The organism is Pantoea sp. S62, from assembly GCF_016658625.1.
GTDB classification, from domain to species: Bacteria; Pseudomonadota; Gammaproteobacteria; order Enterobacterales; family Enterobacteriaceae; genus Pantoea; species Pantoea vagans.
Genome location: NZ_JACVVI010000005.1, coordinates 148,529 through 165,226, shown reverse-complemented (window position 1 = coordinate 165,226; position 16,698 = coordinate 148,529). Strand labels below are relative to the sequence as shown.

At 55.0% G+C, this 16,698-nt stretch carries 14 protein-coding genes; 3 read left to right on the top strand and 11 right to left on the bottom strand.

All coding sequences use genetic code 11. The features are described 5' to 3' along the window. Positions 1–29: 29 nt before the first annotated feature. The 5 genes from amtB to IBT54_RS09845 form a co-directional block, all read right to left on the bottom strand. Positions 30–1,316: an ammonium transporter AmtB gene (gene amtB / locus IBT54_RS09865; protein ID WP_013357006.1), complete on the bottom strand. Its 1,287-nt coding sequence runs from the start codon at positions 1,314–1,316 to the stop codon at positions 30–32. Positions 1,317–1,350: 34 nt separating this feature from the next. Next, positions 1,351–1,689 carry a P-II family nitrogen regulator gene (glnK, locus tag IBT54_RS09860; protein WP_003850469.1) on the bottom strand — a complete coding sequence of 113 codons (339 nt, stop codon included), beginning with the start codon at positions 1,687–1,689 and terminating at the stop codon, positions 1,351–1,353. Between the two features lie 257 nt (positions 1,690–1,946). Next, positions 1,947–3,722 carry a SmdB family multidrug efflux ABC transporter permease/ATP-binding protein gene (locus tag IBT54_RS09855; RefSeq protein WP_201252084.1) on the bottom strand — a complete coding sequence of 592 codons (1,776 nt, stop codon included), beginning with the start codon at positions 3,720–3,722 and terminating at the stop codon, positions 1,947–1,949. Continuing rightward, positions 3,715–5,484 carry a SmdA family multidrug ABC transporter permease/ATP-binding protein gene (locus tag IBT54_RS09850; RefSeq protein WP_013357004.1) on the bottom strand — a complete coding sequence of 590 codons (1,770 nt, stop codon included), beginning with the start codon at positions 5,482–5,484 and terminating at the stop codon, positions 3,715–3,717. The genes IBT54_RS09855 and IBT54_RS09850 overlap by 8 nt, the downstream gene beginning before the upstream one ends. Before the next feature lie 24 nt (positions 5,485–5,508). Continuing rightward, entirely contained in the window at positions 5,509–5,970 is a 462-nt protein-coding gene (locus tag IBT54_RS09845) for an Lrp/AsnC family transcriptional regulator (protein ID WP_033782182.1), read from the bottom strand. Positions 5,971–6,087: 117 nt separating this feature from the next. On the opposite strand from IBT54_RS09845, the gene IBT54_RS09840 reads away from it, so the two are divergent. Then, positions 6,088–7,122: a PLP-dependent cysteine synthase family protein gene (locus IBT54_RS09840; RefSeq protein ID WP_041456680.1), complete on the top strand. Its 1,035-nt coding sequence runs from the start codon at positions 6,088–6,090 to the stop codon at positions 7,120–7,122. A 34-nt stretch (positions 7,123–7,156) separates the two neighbouring features. On the opposite strand, the gene cof is transcribed toward IBT54_RS09840, so the two are convergent. Further along, positions 7,157–7,978: an HMP-PP phosphatase gene (gene cof / locus IBT54_RS09835; protein WP_095707601.1), complete on the bottom strand. Its 822-nt coding sequence runs from the start codon at positions 7,976–7,978 to the stop codon at positions 7,157–7,159. Between the two features lie 92 nt (positions 7,979–8,070). Here cof and IBT54_RS09830 point away from each other — a divergent pair, with 92 nt between their 5' ends. Next, positions 8,071–9,789, top strand: coding sequence for an SgrR family transcriptional regulator (locus IBT54_RS09830; RefSeq protein WP_201252083.1), 1,719 nt, complete (start codon positions 8,071–8,073; stop codon positions 9,787–9,789). Positions 9,790–9,830: 41 nt separating this feature from the next. Continuing rightward, a complete protein-coding gene (queC, locus tag IBT54_RS09825; protein WP_095707747.1) occupies positions 9,831–10,526 on the top strand; it encodes a 7-cyano-7-deazaguanine synthase QueC in 696 nt (231 codons plus the stop codon). Positions 10,527–10,576: 50 nt separating this feature from the next. Here the strand turns inward: queC and IBT54_RS09820 are convergent, their stop codons facing one another. The 5 genes from IBT54_RS09820 to lon all read right to left on the bottom strand — a co-directional run bounded on the left by IBT54_RS09820 (position 10,577) and on the right by lon (position 16,533). Further along, a complete protein-coding gene (locus tag IBT54_RS09820; protein WP_201252082.1) occupies positions 10,577–10,975 on the bottom strand; it encodes a YbgC/FadM family acyl-CoA thioesterase in 399 nt (132 codons plus the stop codon). A 100-nt stretch (positions 10,976–11,075) separates the two neighbouring features. Beyond that, positions 11,076–11,435, bottom strand: coding sequence for a helix-hairpin-helix domain-containing protein (locus tag IBT54_RS09815; protein ID WP_033782171.1), 360 nt, complete (start codon positions 11,433–11,435; stop codon positions 11,076–11,078). 140 nt (positions 11,436–11,575) lie between these two features. Next, on the bottom strand, positions 11,576–13,444 hold the full coding sequence (ppiD, locus tag IBT54_RS09810) for a peptidylprolyl isomerase (RefSeq protein WP_201252081.1): 1,869 nt from the start codon (positions 13,442–13,444) through the stop codon (positions 11,576–11,578). Positions 13,445–13,691: 247 nt separating this feature from the next. Beyond that, positions 13,692–13,964 (bottom strand): nucleoid-associated protein HU-beta, encoded by a 273-nt coding sequence (gene hupB / locus IBT54_RS09805; protein WP_033731763.1) that lies wholly within the window; start codon positions 13,962–13,964, stop codon positions 13,692–13,694. A gap of 214 nt (positions 13,965–14,178) precedes the next feature. Next, complete coding sequence (gene lon / locus IBT54_RS09800; RefSeq protein WP_003850493.1) at positions 14,179–16,533, bottom strand: endopeptidase La; 2,355 nt, start codon at positions 16,531–16,533, stop codon at positions 14,179–14,181. Positions 16,534–16,698 lie beyond the last annotated feature (165 nt).

The window sequence follows — 16,698 nt, the reverse complement described above, 5'->3', positions numbered from 1 at the left end:
CCCCGATTGTTCATTTCAGTGCCTGTCCATTACTGGTTGTAAGCATTCTCGCCGTGGCTGTTTACATCCAGGCCTTCGCGTTCATGCTCTTCCGGTACGCGCAGTCCGACAATCAGATCGGCCAGCTTGAAGCCGATGAAAGCGACAACGCCGGACCAGACAATCGTCAGACCCACGCTGAAGAGCTGCACCCAGACCTGATGGCCCATGGTGACGCCCTGCGCATAGCCGACGCCGCCCAGTGAAGAGGAAGCAAACACGCCGGTCAGGATACAGCCGACAATACCGCAGACGCCATGCACACCGAATACATCGCACGGGTCATCGACGCGCAGCCATTTTTTCAGAGTGGTGACGCCCCACAGTCCCGCGAGGCCGCCGACCAGACCGATGATTAATGCACCGCCAACGCCGACATAACCACAGGCCGGTGTAATCGCGACCAGACCCGCAATAAAGCCTGAGCAGGCACCCAGCAGTGAAGGCTTACCGCGTACCGCCCACTCGCCAAAGGTCCATGCCAGTACGGCACCCGCTGTTGCCACCACGGTGTTCAGGAAAGCCAGTGCGGCGATTTCGTTTGCTGCTGAAGCTGAACCGGCATTAAAGCCAAACCAGCCAACATAAAGAATAGCGGTGCCGGTGAAGACCATCGGCAGGTTATGTGGCTTGAACGCCTCTTTACCAAAGCCCGCACGTTTGCCCACCAGATAAGCACCCACCAGACCTGCGACAGCCGCGTTGATGTGCACCACGGTACCGCCAGCGAAGTCCAGAGCGCCATCCTGAGCCAGGAAACCGCCCGCCCAGACCATGTGTGCGATAGGTAAATATGAAAGCGTCAGCCAGACACCGACGAAGATCAGTACGGCAGAGAAACGGATGCGTTCTGCAATGGCACCAACAATCAGGCCCACGGTAATACAGGCAAACGAGGCCTGGAATGCTACGTGGATATACTGATAGAAACTGCCCATAACGGCGGTGAGCTGAATGTTTTTCAGCATGGCCCAGCCAAAGCCGCCAAAGAAGGCATTGCCTTCACTGAAGGCCAGTGAATAGCCGTAGACCACCCACAGCACGCAGACCAGCGAGAAGGTCACAGCAACCTGCGTCAGCATCGACAGAACGTTTTTGCCACGAATCAGACCGCCGTAAAACAGCGCAATACCTGGAATTGACATAAAGAGCACCAGCGCGGTGCAAATCATCATAAATGCGTTATCAGCCTTGTCCGCAACGGCAGGCGCAGCCATTGCGAGTGAGGGTAACAGTGCCAGGCTGGTGAGACCCAGCTTCGTGAAAATTTTATTCATTTTTATTCCATCCCATCACAGTACTGAGTCTTAATTACAGAGCGGCTTCGTCGGTCTCGCCGGTACGAATACGGATGACGCGCTGCAGTTCAGCCACGAAAATTTTACCGTCGCCAATTTTGCCGGTGTAGGCCGCTTTACTGATGACATCCACCACTTCGTCTAACTGATCGTCGGCAATCGCGATATCAATTTTGACCTTCGGCAGGAAGTTAACGCTGTACTCTGCGCCACGATAGAGCTCTGCATGGCCTTTCTGACGACCAAAACCTTTCACTTCGGAGACGGTCAGTCCTTGAATGCCGATAGAGGATAAAGCTTCACGTACATCCTCCAGTTTGAATGGCTTAATTACGACGGTAACCAGCTTCATTGGATCCCCTCCAGCGAGTAAATAGGTAACGTTTATGGACACGCAGGGATATAAGCAAAGCCTGTGCCAGAGTGTAAAAGTGCCCTTAATCAGTGAGTCAGGCGAGACGGAGCAAGGGATGCTTCAAGGAAGATATGAATGAGAATGGGTGTGTGACAGGGATCGCAGCCTGAGACTGCACTCCTTTGGTGCTCCAGGCGTCAAAGGAGTGCATTTATACAGATTATTCCGATAAAGCTGCGCAAAAAAGGTGCAAGTCAGCTTTCAGATGTTACAGGTACGCCCGACGCCAGATCTTCCCCTGCCTGTTGCAGCTGATACATCTGCCAGTAACGTCCCTGTAGCGCCAGCAGTTGCTGATGAGTGCCCTGCTCAACCACACGACCACGATGCAGCACCAGAATCTTATCCGCATCGATAATCGTTGAGAGGCGGTGAGCGATCACCACCAGCGTGCTGTGTTGCCGTAGCGTCGCAAGCGTATGCTGAATGGCCTGCTCGGTGCCGGAGTCGATGTTAGCGGTCGCCTCGTCGAGGATCAGGATCTGCGGCAGATCAACCAGTACCCGGGCCAGCGCCAGCAGCTGCTTCTGCCCGACCGACAGATTATTGCCCTGCTCGCCCAGCCGGGTGTGAATCCCCTCCGGCAGGGCATGCGCCAGCAGTGCCAGCTGCACCTGTTCCAGCACGGTCCAGACGGCCTCTTCGCTGATGTCGCGGCCCAGCCGCACATTGGCCAGCAGCGTATCGGCCACCACCACCGGATCCTGCTGCACCATCGCGATACCGCGTCGCAGCACGGCATGGCTCAGGTCGCCAATCGGACGATCATCAATACGGATTTCGCCGCGCGTCACCGGGTAATAACCCATCAACAGGTTAGCGAGGGTACTTTTGCCACTGCCGGTATGGCCCACCAGCGCCACAAACTCACGCGGTGCGACGTCAAGATTGATATCACTCAGCACATCGCGGTTTTCACGGTAGGCAAAACTGAGGTTGTTCAGGGCAATACGACCTGAAGCCAGTGGCTGCTGATCGGCACCATACTGCTGCTGGGCGGCATCCATCAGCTCGAAGATACGCTCGCCAGACACCACCGCCTGCTGCAGCATCGACTGCTGGGTGGTCAGCTCAATCAGTGGCTCATTCAGACGGCCCAGGTAAGTAATGAAGGCATAGAGCACCCCCACTTCAAACACGCCAGGCACCGAAAAACTGAACAGAATCAGCAGCCCGCACAACACCATCGCTGAAAACAGGCTCAGCAATGGACGCAGCAGAAAGCCATCGAGACGCAGCGTCTCCATTCGCGCCAGATAGTGAGAGCGGCTCGCTTCGCCCATACGCTCACCAAATCGCGCCTGCTGACGAAACTGCTGAATCACACTCATGCCGCTGATCACTTCGTTGAAGCCATTGTTGATGTCAGCCAGATAGCTGCGAACCCGTCGGGCAATCGGCGTGCTGTAACGCTGATAGATGAGCATCACTATCAGTACCAGCGGGAAGATCATCATTGCTACCAGCGCCATGCGCCAGTCAAGACTGAACATCGCCACCATCATGGCGCCGACCAGCGCAGCGCTGCGCAGTACGGTTGAAACTACCGTGACATAAAGATCGCGGATCACTTCGGTGTCATTCGTCACGCGCGAAATAATCTGCCCGACCGGCTGAGTATCAAAAGCGCTCAGCGGCTGACAGAGCGCGGCATTCATCACGTCACTGCGTAACCGCTGCACCACACCAATGGCGGCGCGATTGAACAGCAGCGCCTGCCAGTAGTGCAGCCCGGCGGCCAGTAGCTGAAGCAGGACAAAGCTGATGACCAGACCGGCCACCAGCCCCCAGGGCATCTGATGTTTCGCCACCAGGTTATCGATAAAATAGCTGACCAGCACCGGACCGGTTACTTCCGCCGCGGCAGCGATCCACAGCATGCCTACCGCCAGCGACAGGGATTTACGCCAGGGCTTACCGTAGCTCAGCAGGCGCTTCAGGGTGGGCCACAAGCGGGCAGATTTAGCCATGCGGCACTCCTTTCTCATTTTCATCATCATCCAGCGCCGCTTCCAGTTGCTGGTAACGGTACATGTCACGATACCAGCCAGCGCTGGTGGTCAGCGCGTCATGATCGCCACGCTGTGCCACGCTGCCCTGTTGTAACACCAGGATTTCACTGGCTTCCGTCAGCGCCGACAGGCGATGCGCGCTGATAATCAGTGTTTTTCCCTGCCCCCAGATGCGCAGGTTATGCAGGATTTCGTGCTCGGTACGACCATCCACCGCAGAGAGCGCATCGTCCAGAATCAGGATTTCTGCGTTCAGCAGCAGTGCCCGGGCAATTGAAAGACGCTGCTTCTGTCCACCCGACAGCATCACACCTCGCTCCCCGACTTCGGTTTCATAACCCTGCGGCAGCCGCAGAATATCGTCATGCACGCAGGCCAGCGTGGCGGCCTGTTCAATCTCCTGCCGGGTTGCGCCCGGTTTCCCCAGCGCAATATTGTTCGCTACGCTGTCCGAAAACAGGAATGGTGTCTGGCTGACCACGGCGAGACGACTGCGCCAGCTGTCCAGCCGCAACTGCGTCAGCGGGATCTGGTGATAACGGATGTCGCCCTGCTGAATATCAAAATGGCGCTGGATCAGGCTCAGTAAGGTACTTTTTCCGCTGCCAGTTGGCCCACACAGTCCCAGCATTTCGCCGGGCTTCAGCTGGAAGCTGACATCACTTAACACCGGAGCCGCGCTGGCCGGATAGTGAAAGGCGCGAATCGCGACCTGCAGCGTGCCCGGTTCAGGTGGCAGAGACTTATCGCCATCTTCCACCGCGGGCGCTTCCGCCAGCAATGCACCGATGCGGCTCCAGGCGGCGCTGCCGCGTTCGACGATATTGAACATCCACGCCAGGGCGAGCATCGGCCAGATCATCAGGCCGAGATACATCACAAAGCTGGTCAGCTGCCCCAGCGTCATCTGGTCATGCCACACCAGCCAGCTGCCGCCGCCAATCGCCAGCAGGTTTGAGAAACCAATAGCGATGTAGATTGTGGGATCGAAACGGGCATCGACCCGCGCCACGCGCAGGTTCTTATCACCTGTATCGCGGGCGATATCGGAGAATTGCTGCGACTGATGCTGTTCAAGACCGAAGGATTTAATCATCCGGATGCTGGTCAGGCTCTCCTGTGTCTGATCGTTAAGGCTGGAGAAGGCCGCCTGGGCCAGTTTGAACCGATGATGAAGCTGATTACCGTAGCGATGGATGACGATTGCCATAATGGGCATCGGCACCAGCGCCAGCAGGGTCAGCTGCCAGCTGATCTGCGTACTCATCACCAGCAGCACCACACAGCCCATCACCAGCGAATCGACCAGCGTCAGCACCCCTTCCCCGGCCGCAAACACCACCCGATCCACGTCGTTAGTGGCACGCGCAATCAGGTCACCGGTACGGTGACGCAGATAAAATGCCGGTTGCTGCCGACTCAGCTGGCGATAGAAATCTTCGCGCAGCTCAACCGCCAGCTGGTAGGAGGCACCAAAGAGCAGCACGCGCCAGACATAACGCAGCAGATAGACCACCACTGCGGTTGCCAGCATGATACCAATCCACATCATGATGCGGCTGGTACTCATGTTGTCACGTGTGACACCATCAACAATGACACCGACGACATGCGGCGGCAGTAATTGCAGAACAGCAATAACAATCAGCAGGATGACCGCGCCCAGATAGCGCCGCCACTCCCGCAGAAAATACCAACTTAATTGACTGAATAATCGCACAACGCTGCTCTCAATCTCAGGCCCTCAGGGGGCGACAGGTAAAGCCGTGGTGTATTTAATCTCTTCCATGGCGAAGCTGGATGTCACATCAATCAGGCCGGGCACACCGTTCACTAATCGCTTGTAGAACGCATCATAGCTCTTCATGTCCGCCACCTGAATGCGCAGCAGGTAATCATACTCACCTGCCATCCGGTAAAAGGCCATCACCTCGGGCATGCTGCTGACCACCGAGACAAAAGCCTGATACCAGTCGCGGCTGTGCTGCTGGGTCTTCACAAACATAAACGCCGTCAGTGACAGTCCGATTTTATCCCCATCCAGCAGCGCCACCCGGGCGCGAATAATGCCATCATCTTCCAGCTTTTTCAGGCGCTTCCAGCAGGGTGTGGTAGTGAGGTTGACGGCATCCGCCAGCGCCTGCAGTGACAGCGTGCAATCCTGCTGCAGCAGTGAGAGCAGTTTAAGGTCAGTTTTATCTAACATACGGGACTCCGGGAGAATCATTTTCTCCATTACCGCGATTTTAGCGGTATTTTTGCAATCTCTTTTTCCTGCACGTGCCATAAAATAGCCGCATCACTTCTTTACCGGATGCCTGAGATGCAGACCTGCTGGATTCGCCACGCTATCAACGAAATTAACGCTGATTTTCAACGATCGGCTGAAACCCATTTGATCCGTTTCGATCTGGCGGATTTTCCCGGCATCTGGTTCTACCTGAAAGATGAGAGTACCCATCCCAGTGGCAGTCTGAAACATCGGCTGGCACGATCCCTGTTTCTCTACGGTCTCTCCAACGGCTGGATTAAAGAGAATACGCCGATTATCGAAGCCTCATCAGGCAGCACGGCCGTTTCTGAGGCGTACTTCGCAAGGTTGCTAGGCCTGCCCTTTATTGCGGTGATGCCCGCCAGTACGGCGAAACGTAAAATTGAGCAGATCACCTTTTATGGCGGACAGTGCCATTTTGTCGAGGATCCCTGCCAGCTTTACGCAGAATCTGAACGGCTGGCACGTGAGCTGAATGGCCATTTTATGGATCAGTTTACCTATGCTGAACGCGCTACCGACTGGCGCGGTAATAATAATATTGCTGAAAGCATATTCCGTCAGATGCAGCATGAGCCCTATCCGATTCCCCATACGGTGATTATGAGCGCGGGTACCGGCGGCACCTCGGCGACGCTGGGCCGCTATATCCGTTATCAGGGCCTGGATACGAAACTGCTGGTGGTGGATCCGCAGCATTCGGTGTTTTTCGATTACTGGCAACAGCGTGATGCAACGCTGACCAGCACACGTGGCAGCATGGTCGAGGGAATTGGCCGTCCGCGCGTGGAGCCGTCGTTCATGCCTGACGTGATTGATGAAATGATCAAAGTACCGGATGGTGCAACGCTGGCCGCCATGCTGAAGCTGGAAAAGATTCTGGGACGCAAGCCTGGGGCCTCTACCGGCACCAATTTCTGGGGCATGATGCAGGTGGCGAAACGCTTACGGGCAGCGAATCAGCAGGGATCCGTGGTGACACTGCTGTGCGACAGTGGCGAACGTTATCCCGATAGCTACTATCAGCCGGAATGGGTGGCAAAACATATTGGCGATATCACGCCGTGGCAGCGCGAACTCGAATAAAAAACCGGACATCCTGTCCGGTTCACGGCAATCCTCAGCATTCGGGGGAATACGCGAGGTCGGGTGTAGCCAGCCAGTGATTTAAATAGTGAGACACCGCCTGTGTCTCGCAATGCCCTAATACCGGCAGATGCGGTAGCGCGGCTTTCAGCTGCGCCATCGCATTGCCCATGATGAAACCCCGTCCAACCTGCGACAGCATCTCTCTGTCATTCATTGCATCCCCGAACGCCATGCACTCCGCCAGCGTCAGTGACAGATGGTCGCACAACAGTGCCAGCGCGCTGCCTTTGTTGCAGCTGGCGGGCAACACTTCCAGACAGTCCACCGCAGAGAAACAGATATTTGCCTGCTCACCCAGCGCCGCATCCAGCTCTGTTTTCAGCTGACACAGACGCTGATGCTGATCGATAAAGCAGATTTTTGTTACCTGATGCGCGGGCAGCCTTTTCAGATCGCACAGCTGATAGCCAAATCCGCTCATCTGATGGGCCACCAGCAGCTCAGGCTGGGGTCGATCGGTAAACCATCCCTGATCGTTGAAAACGTGGATCGACGCGGGTGTTTCCCAATGGCGATGAATGACCTCTTCAGCTACCGCAGAGGGCAGATCGCGGGCAAAGATCAGATTGCCAGACCGATCGTGTACGCGGGTGCCATTCCCGGTAATCAGCCACGCGGGCAGCGTTAATTTCTCCCGCAGAATCTGCATCTCCAGCAGATGGCGGCCCGTCGCCAGCGCCAGATTAACGCCGCGCAGATGCAGCGCCTGCAGACTGTCCAGCGTCTGCTGACCCAGTTGATGATCCGGCAGTAATAATGTGCCATCCATATCGAATGCGGCTAAACGCATTATGGTTACCCTCCTGCTGAAAAGATGAGCTTACTATTGCCTGTTAATTACGGAAGTAATAGTGAATACTTTTAAAAAACTGTTCCGGGTTTATCATGCGTCAGCTTAACCGCCTTAATCAGTTTCAGCGCCTGTGGCAGCAGAGCCAGGGCATCCCTCAGCAGACCTGCGTGGCAGAGATGGCGCGCCACTGCATCTGCAGTGAGCGTCATCTGCGCACGTTACTGTCACAGTGGCAGCACGCTGGCTGGCTTAGCTGGCACGGTGAACCGGGCCGTGGCAAACAGGGTCGGTTAGTGTTTCTGCGCACGCCTGAACAGTTACGGCAGCAGTTGCTGCAAAAACAGCTTGATGCCGGAGAGGCAGCTGACGCTTTACAGCTGCTGGATCTGCCGCCGGAAAGGCTGATTAATATGCTGCGGCCGTTAATGGGTGGACAGTGGCAGAACGACACGCCGGTTCTGCGCATCCCCTACTATCGTCCCATGGAGAGTACCGAGCCACGCCAGATTACCGGGCGGGCTGAACAGCATCTGGTTCGTCAGATCTATTCCGGTCTGATCCGTTTTGAGCAGGATGAACCGGTCGGCGATCTGGCGCATCACTGGCAGCACGATGAAGCGTCCTGTAGCTGGTTATTCTGGTTGCGGCCTCAGCTGATGTGGCATAACGACGAGCCGGTGCAGGCCGCGCAACTGGTGGTGCAGTTCCGCCAGCTGCTGCAGGATACGCGTGTCAGGATATTGCTTGCCGATGTGGTCAGCGTGGATGCGCCTCACCCGCTGGCGGTGCGGTTTAACCTGCGACGACCTGATTTCTGGCTGCCTCACCGGCTTGCCCATCTTTTGTGCCTGTTGCCCCATCCCGATTATCCCGCCACAGGCAGCGGGCCATGGAAACTCAGGCATTTCAGCGCTGAGCTGGTCAGGATTGAAAGCCATGCGCGCTGGCATCTGCAGCGTCCGCTGTTGCAGGCGGTAGAGTACTGGATTACTCCTCAGCTGTTTGATGCCGCACTCGGCAGCAGCTGTCGCCATCCGGTGCAGATTGCCATTGGCGATGCCGCTGAACTCAGGACATTAAAGCCGGTAAGCAGTAGCATCAGTCTCGGCTTCTGTTATCTGGTCTGCCGCCCGCGAGCCGGATTTACACCCGCGCAGGCGCGCACGCTTTTCCAGCTCATCCAGCAAAGCGGCATCGTCAGCCGGTTGCCACTGGATGAGGGATTGATTACCCCCAGCAAAGAGCTGTTACCCGGCTGGGAAGTACCGCTGATTGATAGTGTTCCGGTCCCCTTGCCCCCCACCCTGACGCTGCATTATCAGTTGCCGGTTGAGCTGCATCAGATGTCACAGGCACTGGTCGCCCTGTTAAAACAGCACGGCTGTACTCTGAACGTCGTTTTTCATCCGGTCAAAAGCTGGCATCATATCGCCCCGCCTGATGAGGCGGATATCGTGATGGGCGATCGGTTGATTGGCGATGCGCCGGTCTTCACACTGGCGAGCTGGTTACAGATTGACCCGCTATGGCGTCGGCTGTGGCCCACACCGCAGGGCGAAGAAGTCCAGGCGCAACTGCTGGCTATCCAGCAGATATCAGACGGCAATAGTCGTACCCGTGCGCTGCAGCAGCTTTATCATCAACTGATGACGGACGGCATCCTGCTGCCCCTGTTCAATTATCGCTACCAGATTTATGCCCCCCCTGCCGTTGAAGGGATAGAGCTGAACACGCTGGGCTGGTTTGATTTCAGCCGCGCATGGATTCCGCCGCCTATTGATCCGCCTTGCAGCTGTTCAGCGGCGGACTGAGGCATTACCATAAGCGCAAAATTAATTATCAGGGAAACACCATGAAACGCGCGGTTGTAGTTTTCAGCGGTGGACAAGACTCCACTACCTGCCTGATTCAGGCTGTACAGCTTTATGATGAAGTTCACTGCGTCACTTTCGACTATGGACAACGCCACCGGGAAGAGATCGAGGTCGCCCGCGATCTGGCGATGACACTGGGTGCGCGCGCACACAAAGTGCTGGACGTGACCATGCTGAACGAACTCGCCGTCAGCAGCCTGACGCGGGATAACATTCCGGTGCCGGCTTATAATCCTGAGGCCAGTGGCTTACCCAGTACGTTCGTGCCGGGCCGCAATATTCTCTTTCTGACGCTGGCCTCGGTTTACGCGTATCAGGTCGAAGCAGAAGCGGTCATCACCGGCGTCTGTGAAACCGATTTTTCCGGCTATCCCGACTGCCGCGATGAGTTTGTCAAAGCGCTGAACCATGCGGTGTCGCTTGGCATGGCGCGCGAGGTGCGTTTTGAGACGCCGCTGATGTGGCTCAATAAAGCGGAAACCTGGGCGCTTGCAGATTACTGGCAGCAGCTTGCGCTGGTACGCGAGCAGACGCTGACCTGCTATAACGGTGTGAAAGGCGACGGATGTGGTGAGTGTGCTGCCTGTCATTTACGGGCTAATGGCCTCCAGGGTTATCTCAACGATCGTGCTGGCGTCATGGCAGCAATGAAAGCAAAGAGCGGCCTTAACTAAGGCTGTCTGGCGTGGCGGCAAAGCAGTTCGGTTTGCCGCTTTTTATCGGCTCATGCCATCAGACGCATCAGTCGCTCGCGTAACTCCCCTTCCAGCGCAACCGCCTTTTGGGTCCGCAAATCAATACAGACAAACGTGAGTACGGCATCCGCCACCACGGTCTCCTGACCTGCCAGCAACACCCGCTGGGCAATAATGCCGCTTTTGCCATTTAACTGCGTAATCTCACTGTCGATAACCAGTACGTCGCCCAGCACGGCCGGGCGACGATAGTTGATGTTGATATTGACCACCACAAAAGCCAGTTTCTGTTCCTGCAACCAGTGGAACGCTTCAGCCTCTTCCAGCCATTGCCAGCGCGCCTCCTCAAGAAACTCAAGATAGCGCGCATTGTTGACGTGCTGATAGACATCCAGATGATAGCCACGCACTTTTATGGTGGTCTGCATGATCATGCTCTCCTGCTACTGTGAGTTAACTGGTTGGACCTGTTCACTTTAGCAGAGTCGTCTGGTTAGCGTGGATTAAGCATCACAGATGTGTACTGCCTCACAATTTCAGCCGGGCCGCATTTCGCTCTATCAGCGCGTTACCGATACCCGGTACTTCACTGAGTTGCTGAATCGCGCTAAAGGGTCCGTACTGTTCGCGATAGTTCACAATCGCCTGCGCTTTCTTCAGCCCCACACCATTCATAGCGGCAGAGAGCTGTTCCGCTGTCGCTTCATTGATGCTGACCTGCTCCTGCTTTGGCTGCAGCTGCGCGGCTGTCTCCGGCTTCGGTGCAGGATGTGTGTTCTGCGAGACCGCCGGACTGGCAGGTTCAGGTGCCGCAGAGACGCTGCCGTGACAGAGTACACCGCCCAGTGCGAGTGAGAGATAAAAGGCAACAAGTTTAGATTTAGCCATGCTGTGTTTCTCCTTGTGTGTAAACAGCAGCGACAGAGTGGCACTACGCTGCACAAGGCTCAAAAGCGGAATATCAGAAATGGAAAAGGCCGCGAATGCGGCCTTTGATTGTTACAGTCGTTGCGTAATTTTTGCGAGGCTTACTGCATTTGTGCGGCAGCGCCGTACTTGATTTTGGCCTCTTTACGCAGATTTTGCAGTAGGGCTTCAAACGTCAGCTGCGCATTATTCTGCGTAACGCCTTTGACCATTTCGTCAATCTGCGCCTGCGGCATGCTGCCGGTTTTAACTTTATCTACCGCCACCAGCACCACATTGCCCTGCATATCTTCGCTGACACCCCATGAAGGCTTATTATCAGCAGGCTGAGGCAGGTTAAAGGCGGCCTGTGCCACCGGATCCTGTGCATTGCGATCAACGGTTTTGCTGGCGCTAAGGGTCAGGCCTGCTGCAGTCAGTGCGTCCAGCTTGCCCGCTTTGAGGTCGGTCAGCAGTTTATCGGCCTGGGCTTTAGCCTGCTGTGTCGCTTTGTCATGCTTAAGCGTATCCGTAATCTGCGCCTTCACCTGCTCCAGCGGTTTTACCGCTTCCGGTTTGTGCTCGCTGATACGCAGTACAAAGGCACGGTCGCCATCGACGGTGATAATATCGGAGTTGTTACCCGGCGCACCGTTCTGACCCACCAGACCACCGTTAAAGATCGCCTGCTTCACCGCATCGAAGTTAAGTGCGTCTGGCAGTGTGTCCTGACTGAACCAGCCGGTCTCTTTCGCTTTCAGACCCGAAGCCTGCTCGGCACCCGCCAGTGACTCATTGTCATTGCTGGCTGCTTCACTGACTTTCTGCTGCAGTTTGTAGAAGGCATCAACGCCCTTCTCCTGCTTCACTTTCGCTGCAACAGCGCTGCGAACCTCATCCAGTGGTTTAACCTGCTCTGGCTGAATATCGTCAAGACGAACCACCAGGAAGCCCACTGACGATTTGATCACGCCTGACATCTGGCCTTTCTCAGTCAGACCCGCATTTTTCAGCTCATCCGGGGTGGTTGACGGTTCCAGCCAGCCCATATCACCGCCCTTACGCGCAGAGATGGGGTCGATTGATTTGGCTTTCGCCACATCCGCGAAGTTAGCGCCACCTTTCAGCTGAGCCAGTACCGCATTGGCATCCGCTTCCGTTTTGGTCTGAATAACGCTGTAGCGATTACGCTGTGGTTGCGAATAGTCTGCTTTATGTTGGTCGTACCAGGCCTGAATATCTGCTTCGCTGGCATCCTGCTGCATGCTGGCGGCATCCATCAGGATGTAGCTGACGCGGAACTGTTCCGGCGCCATAAAGCTGGTTTTATGCTGCTGATAGTACTGACTGATTTCGTCGTCGGTGACGGTTTGTTTCGCCATCAGGGCATTAACGTCCAGCGTCGCCTGACGAATATCACGTTGCTGTGAAACCAGGTCCACCAGTTTGCTGGCTTCGCCTTTCAGCGTGAAATCTGTGTTCGCCACGGCATTGATCAACTGCTGATTGGAGAGTTGCTTGCGCAGCGCTTCAGCATACTGGTCGGCGCTGAAACCCATGTTGCCGATCAGCGCCAGATATTTAGCATTGTCGAATTTTCCGTTGGTCTGGAAAGCCTGCTGATTGAAGATAGCCTGCTTAACCTGATCGTCACTGATGCTGAGATGAAGCTCTTTGATGTAGCTGTCGAGCAGCGCCTGGTCGATCAACTGCGACAGCGCCTGCTGACGCATCTGCTGCATGAAGCCATCGTTGCTGGCCAGCTGCGAGAACTGGTCACCCAGCATCTGTTGCTGGCGACTGCGTTCGCTGTTAAACGCCTGCTCCAGCTGTCCCCGGCTTATCTCCTGACCGTTAACTTTGGCCGCATAGTCGTTATTGCCGCCAATCAGATAGTTGCCAACGCCTGTCAGCACAAAAGAGACGATAATCAGTCCCAGAATAATCTTGAGCACGACATGGTTCGACGCCGCGCGTAAATTGTCCATCATGGTATGGCAACACTCCGCTGTAGTGTGAATGTAAAGCTCGGTCGCAATTCGCCACTGGCTGGCGACTCACGCAACTGCTGGCTTAGCTGGCAGTCTCAATCCGGTCCAGGTCCATCTTACGGCCCGATTCTCACCGGTTAAAACAAAAAAGGCACATCTCATTGATGTGCCCGTATGTTACATGAGAACGGGTTAATCGTCCTCTAATCCACTGAAGAAAATGCGTCAATGAATCTATTCGTTATTATTAATTGACAGCGTCTTTCAATGCTTTACCAGCACGGAAACCGGGTACTTTACCAGCCGGGATGGTGATCTCTTTACCGGTTTGCGGATTGCGGCCGGTGCGTGCAGCGCGGTCACGCACAGAGAATGTGCCGAAACCCACCAGAGCCACTTCATCCCCCTCTTTCAGCGCATCTGAAACTGAGCCCATAAATGCATCTAAAACACGTCCTGCTGCAGCTTTAGAAATATCAGCATCGGCAGCAATTTTGTCGATCAATTGTGACTTATTCACTCTCTTCATCCCCTCTTTTATTATTTCACATCGTACCGGGCTTCCGGCCGGGTACGAACGCGCAGCAAGTTATATCAAGCCTGTGGAGCCGAAACAACGGAATTTCTCTGAGAACGTCGCCCCGACAGTCACCTAAATTAGCGGCACAAAAAAAAGCTGGCAAGCGCCAATTGCCTTGCCAGCTCCGCTTTTTAACGGTTTATGCCGTTAATCACTATTTTGCTGTTGCGACCTGCATGCCGTAAGGCGCATTTTCCAGTGCCAGATTCAGCACCTCTTCAATGCGTTTCACCGGATGGATCTCCAGATCGGCAATCACGTTCTGTGGAATCTCTTCCAAATCACGCTTGTTGTCGTCCGGGATCAGCACGGTTTTAATGCCACCACGGTGTGCTGCCAGCAGTTTCTCTTTCAGACCGCCAATCGGCAGAACCTGACCACGCAGGGTAATCTCACCGGTCATAGCGACATCCGCACGCACCGGGTTACCGGTCAGACAGGAGACCAGCGCGGTACACATTGCGATACCTGCACTTGGACCATCTTTGGGTGTGGCGCCTTCTGGCACGTGAACGTGAATATCGCGTTTTTCGTAGAAGTCACCATTAATGCCCAGCTTCTCGGCACGGGCACGCACCACGGTCAGCGCAGCCTGAATAGACTCCTGCATTACTTCACCCAGAGAACCGGTGTAAGTGAGCTTACCTTTACCTGGTACGCACGCAGTTTCGATAGTCAGCAGATCGCCGCCCACTTCCGTCCACGCCAGGCCAGTGACCTGCCCCACACGGTTTTCACTGTCAGCACGGCCATAGTCGAAGCGCTGTACGCCCAGGAAGTCCTTGAGGTTTTCACCATTGATGGTGATGTGCTTTTTCGTCTTGTCCATCAGCAGTGATTTCACCGCTTTACGGCACAATTTCGACAGCTCACGCTCAAGGCTACGCACGCCGGCTTCACGGGTGTAGTAACGGATAATGCCGACAATCGCGCTATCTTCAACCGTAATTTCACTGGCTTTCAGGGCGTTGCGTTCAATCTGCTTGGTCAGCAGATGCTGCTTAGCGATATTCAGTTTCTCATCTTCGGTGTAACCCGACAGACGAATCACTTCCATACGGTCCAGCAGCGGTGCCGGGATATTCATTGAGTTCGATGTTGCCACGAACATCACATCAGAGAGGTCGTAGTCGACTTCCAGATAGTGGTCGTTGAACGCAATGTTCTGCTCTGGATCAAGCACTTCCAGCAGCGCTGAAGCCGGGTCGCCGCGCATGTCCGAAGACATTTTGTCGATCTCATCCAGCAGGAACAGCGGGTTTTTAACCCCGACTTTCGCCATTTTCTGGATGAGTTTACCCGGCATGGAGCCGATGTAGGTACGACGGTGACCACGGATTTCCGCTTCATCACGCACGCCACCCAGCGCCATACGGACATATTTACGTCCGGTCGCTTTGGCGATCGACTGACCGAGGGACGTTTTACCTACCCCTGGCGGTCCGACCAGGCACAGAATCGGCCCTTTGATCTTGCTGACGCGACTCTGAACCGCAAGATACTCAAGAATACGATCCTTCACGCGCTCCAGGCCGTAATGGTCAGTATCCAGGGTCTCCTGCGCTTTACGCAGATCTTTCTTCACTTTGCTGCGCGCGTTCCACGGAACCTGCACCATCCAGTCGATGTAGCCGCGAACCACGGTCGCTTCAGCGGACATCGGGGACATCATTTTCAGCTTCTGCAGCTCAGCTTCTGCTTTTTCACGCGCTTCTTCCGGCATTTTTGCCGCGTCGATTTTGCGTTTTAACGCTTCATACTCGTCAGGCGCATCGTCCATCTCGCCCAGCTCTTTCTGAATTGCCTTCATCTGCTCATTCAGATAGTACTCGCGCTGGCTCTTCTCCATCTGCTTCTTAACACGGTTGCGAATACGCTTCTCAACCTGCAGCAGATCGATCTCAGATTCCATCATCGCCATCAGATATTCCAGACGCTCATTGACGTCGGACATCTCCAGCACAGACTGTTTGTCTGCCAGTTTCAGTGGCATATGTGCTGCAACGGTGTCGGCAAGGCGGGCCGCATCGTCAATATTATTCAGTGAGGTTAAAACCTCAGGTGGGATCTTTTTATTAAGTTTGATGTAGCCTTCAAACTGATTGATCGCCGTACGCACCAGCACTTCCTGCTCGCGCTCTTCAATCTCTGGCGAAACCAGATATTCAGCTTGAGCCACAAAATGGTCACCGTTGTCGGCCAGCGTCGTAATATGGGCGCGCTGTAAACCTTCCACCAGGACTTTGACCGTGCCATCCGGCAGTTTCAGCATTTGCAATACTGAGGCAACGGTCCCTACTGAAAAGAGATCGTTAATGCCAGGTTCATCCGTTGAAGCCTCTTTCTGTGCGACCAGCATGATTTTTTTATCATGATCCATTGCGGCTTCAAGGCACCGAATTGATTTTTCCCGGCCAACAAACAACGGAATTACCATGTGCGGATAAACCACCACGTCGCGCAGCGGCAACACGGGGATTTCAATGCGTTCAGAACGCTCAGGATTCATAGAGCTCTCTCTTTGTTTAATGTCCGCCAGGTGATGGGAACCGCATCAGGCAGGTATGCAGTTAAACCCACAGGTATCTGAGTATATGGGGATGATTGTCCGACATTCAACGTCACAGAGGCGAGAAAAGCAAAAGGGGAAACATTTTCCCCTTTTTTAATAGAA

Coding starts and splice junctions, on each gene's coding strand:
- amtB (WP_013357006.1), bottom strand. CDS start 1,316: ATGAATAAAATTTTCACGAAGCTGGGTCTCACCAGCCTGGCACTGTTA.
- glnK (WP_003850469.1), bottom strand. CDS start 1,689: ATGAAGCTGGTTACCGTCGTAATTAAGCCATTCAAACTGGAGGATGTA.
- IBT54_RS09855 (WP_201252084.1), bottom strand. CDS start 3,722: ATGGCTAAATCTGCCCGCTTGTGGCCCACCCTGAAGCGCCTGCTGAGC.
- IBT54_RS09845 (WP_033782182.1), bottom strand. CDS start 5,970: ATGTTAGATAAAACTGACCTTAAACTGCTCTCACTGCTGCAGCAGGAT.
- IBT54_RS09840 (WP_041456680.1), top strand. CDS start 6,088: ATGCAGACCTGCTGGATTCGCCACGCTATCAACGAAATTAACGCTGAT.
- IBT54_RS09830 (WP_201252083.1), top strand. CDS start 8,071: ATGCGTCAGCTTAACCGCCTTAATCAGTTTCAGCGCCTGTGGCAGCAG.
- queC (WP_095707747.1), top strand. CDS start 9,831: ATGAAACGCGCGGTTGTAGTTTTCAGCGGTGGACAAGACTCCACTACC.
- IBT54_RS09820 (WP_201252082.1), bottom strand. CDS start 10,975: ATGCAGACCACCATAAAAGTGCGTGGCTATCATCTGGATGTCTATCAG.
- IBT54_RS09815 (WP_033782171.1), bottom strand. CDS start 11,435: ATGGCTAAATCTAAACTTGTTGCCTTTTATCTCTCACTCGCACTGGGC.
- ppiD (WP_201252081.1), bottom strand. CDS start 13,444: ATGATGGACAATTTACGCGCGGCGTCGAACCATGTCGTGCTCAAGATT.
- lon (WP_003850493.1), bottom strand. CDS start 16,533: ATGAATCCTGAGCGTTCTGAACGCATTGAAATCCCCGTGTTGCCGCTG.